The organism is uncultured Marinobacter sp. (assembly GCF_963974375.1).
GTDB lineage: Bacteria > Pseudomonadota > Gammaproteobacteria > Pseudomonadales > Oleiphilaceae > Marinobacter.
Genome location: NZ_CAXBDN010000399.1, coordinates 1 through 2,413 on the forward strand (window position 1 = coordinate 1; position 2,413 = coordinate 2,413).

At 62.5% G+C, this 2,413-nt stretch carries 3 protein-coding genes; 1 reads left to right on the forward strand and 2 read right to left on the reverse strand.

Annotated elements, in window-relative coordinates; all coding sequences use genetic code 11:
• Positions 1-345, reverse strand: a 345-nt coding sequence (locus AAC035_RS20630; RefSeq protein WP_339806996.1) for a ring-opening amidohydrolase, incomplete at its 3' end; no start/stop codon positions are given.
• 76 nt (positions 346-421) lie between these two features.
• On the opposite strand from AAC035_RS20630, the gene AAC035_RS20635 reads away from it, so the two are divergent.
• On the forward strand, positions 422-1,135 hold the full coding sequence (locus AAC035_RS20635) for a GntR family transcriptional regulator (protein WP_339806997.1): 714 nt from the start codon (positions 422-424) through the stop codon (positions 1,133-1,135).
• Between the two features lie 50 nt (positions 1,136-1,185).
• Here AAC035_RS20635 and AAC035_RS20640 read toward each other — a convergent pair.
• The coding region (locus tag AAC035_RS20640; RefSeq protein ID WP_339806998.1) for an FAD-dependent monooxygenase at positions 1,186-2,413 on the reverse strand (1,228 nt) is incomplete at its 5' end.

Below are 2,413 nucleotides of genomic sequence, written 5' to 3' on the forward strand. Positions count from 1 at the left end.
GAGCCGCGCCTCGGCCAGGGTCGGGCGACCATCGCTGCGGCCCCCTGGCTCGGCACAGAACACGGTAATGTGGGGCGTCAGTACGCCTTCGGTACCACCGGAAAAAATGAACGGAATCTGTTTGATGATCTGTTGCCAGGGGGTGCCGGTGTGCTCGCCGATCAGCAGCGCCAGGCTCTGGGTCAGGTAGCCCCGGGTGTAGTCATTGACCAGCCCGTTGCCCGGGGTTTTACCGATCACCGCCACAATGGTGGCGGGATCCAGGTCGCCCCGGTCGATGGCCTCAGCCAAGGGGCTGATGTTGCCCGGATCGGTCAGGGTGAATCGGTGAACACTGCTGCGCATGATTTATGATCCGTTGCCAATCCGCCGGAGCGGACGTATGTTGTCTGTAACCCTTTCAAGCCGGACCCAGCGATAGATGCCAAATGACACCACCCTCGCCCATGACGACTTCAGCACCGATGCCCGCTCGCGGATGTCGATGCAACAGCGTGCGGTTCAGCAGATCCGTGATCTGATTGTCTCCGGCGAGCTGCCTCCGGGGGTACGCCTTCAGGAGCAGGCCCTCAGCAGTTACCTTGGCATATCCCGCACCCCGGTCCGTGAGGCGTTCCGGGTGCTGGCCGCCGAGGGCCTGGTGGTGATCCGTACCAACCGGGGTGCGGAAGTCCGGCGTATGGCGCTGTCCGAGCTGATGGACACCTTCGAGGTGATCGCAACCCTGGACGGCTATGCCGGTCTTCTGGCTGCAAAAAACGCCACGGATGAACAGATCAGCCAGGTCGCCGCACTTCACAACGAGATGATTCGTCGCTTTGAGCAAGGTGAGCGTCTCGGCTATTTCAAATGCAATCAGGCCATTCATCAACTGATCAATGAGGCATCCGGAAATCCGGTGCTGGTGCGTCAGTTGCAGGGGCTGAATGCTCTGGTCCAGCCCTATCGTTACAACGTCAACAGCCTGCCGGAAAGCTGGCGACGCTCGGTCAATGACCATGAACGGATTCTGGATGCCCTGCAGCGGCGCGATGGTCCTGCCCTGCAAGCCGTACTCAGCCGCCATCTACCGGACAAGATCAACGTGCTGCATCAGCTGGAAACCCTCAGCGGTGATCGCGCCGAGGCTACCTGAAGGCGGGCCAGTATTTCCGGGGCCATGACGGCAAGGTTCCTTCACTTCTATCATCCAGCACGCTGGTGATGTTCCGCCGGCGCCGGCGCGGGTGCCTCGGTCACCCGGAACAGCTGCTCCAGTTTGGCCAGAAACTCCGGTCCGGTTTTTTGCCGTGTTCCGGCAACGGTATCAGAACCCGGCAGCATGGTATCCGAGGCGTCCCGGGACAGATCCATGATAAACCGGGCCCGCGCCATGCGGGTTTCGGCAATGGCCCTCAACAGCGACGGAACGTCTACCGGTCCGGATCGCACGGCATCACGGATCATCAGGGCGGCGACGCAGGCATCCTCAATGGCGCTGGTGGCGCCCTGGCCCAATGTCGGCACCATGGCGTGGGCGGCATCCCCCAGCAGCAGTACTCTACCCTGGTCATCGGTAAAGGCCGGTTCGATTTCTGCAACCCGGGCCCAGTGAATATCGTCCACATGCTCACAGATGCTGTCGATCAGAAAACGGGCCTGGTCGCTGGGCTCGCCCTGTGCGGGGGTGTACAGCTCCCGCAGGTGGTCGGCGGTTCTGGCATCATCGCCAATGGGTGCGCCCGGGGCGATGGGAAAGGAGCCGGCGATGTAGAGCGCATGGCCCGGTACCCGGAACGCCAGCAAACGGTAGGGCCCGTTGAACCACTGTTCATAGTCGTCAATCAGGCCCTCGGCGGTGTCCGGAACCAGCACCCGGTAGATCACCACCCCCAGGGGTCTGGGCTCCGGTTTCCCAAAGAAGGTTTCCCGCACTTTCGAGTAGCGGCCATCGCCGGCAATCAGCATATCTACCTGATCATCACTGCCGGTGGTTCCGTCGGTACAGCTTTCCCAACTGACTTCCAGCAAGGGTGGCGTTGACGCTTTGCTGTCCTGATCGCCGACGTAGCTCATGCCCGTAACCGCTGTGTTGAAGCGGATATGCCTGCGGGCGTGACTGCGCAACTGGTGATACAGGTCGGCCCAGCGGATACGGATGCCGTCGTTATCGGCCACCTGGGCCAGGGGCAGATTCATCAGCTCGGTACCGTCGGTCAGCGAAGTGCGCCAGCTTTGCCAGGGCAGGCTGATATCCGGCGCCTGCAGGCGGGCACACAGGGCAGGATCCGCCTGCTGCAGCAGCTTGAGGGCGTTGGGGCCGATGTTGAGGCCGGTGCCGGCATCGGAGTGATCATCCGGGTCGACCCGTTCCAGGGTGGTGACCCGCACGCCGGGCTCGTTCTGCAGCAGTCCGGCCACAATGGCACCGGCC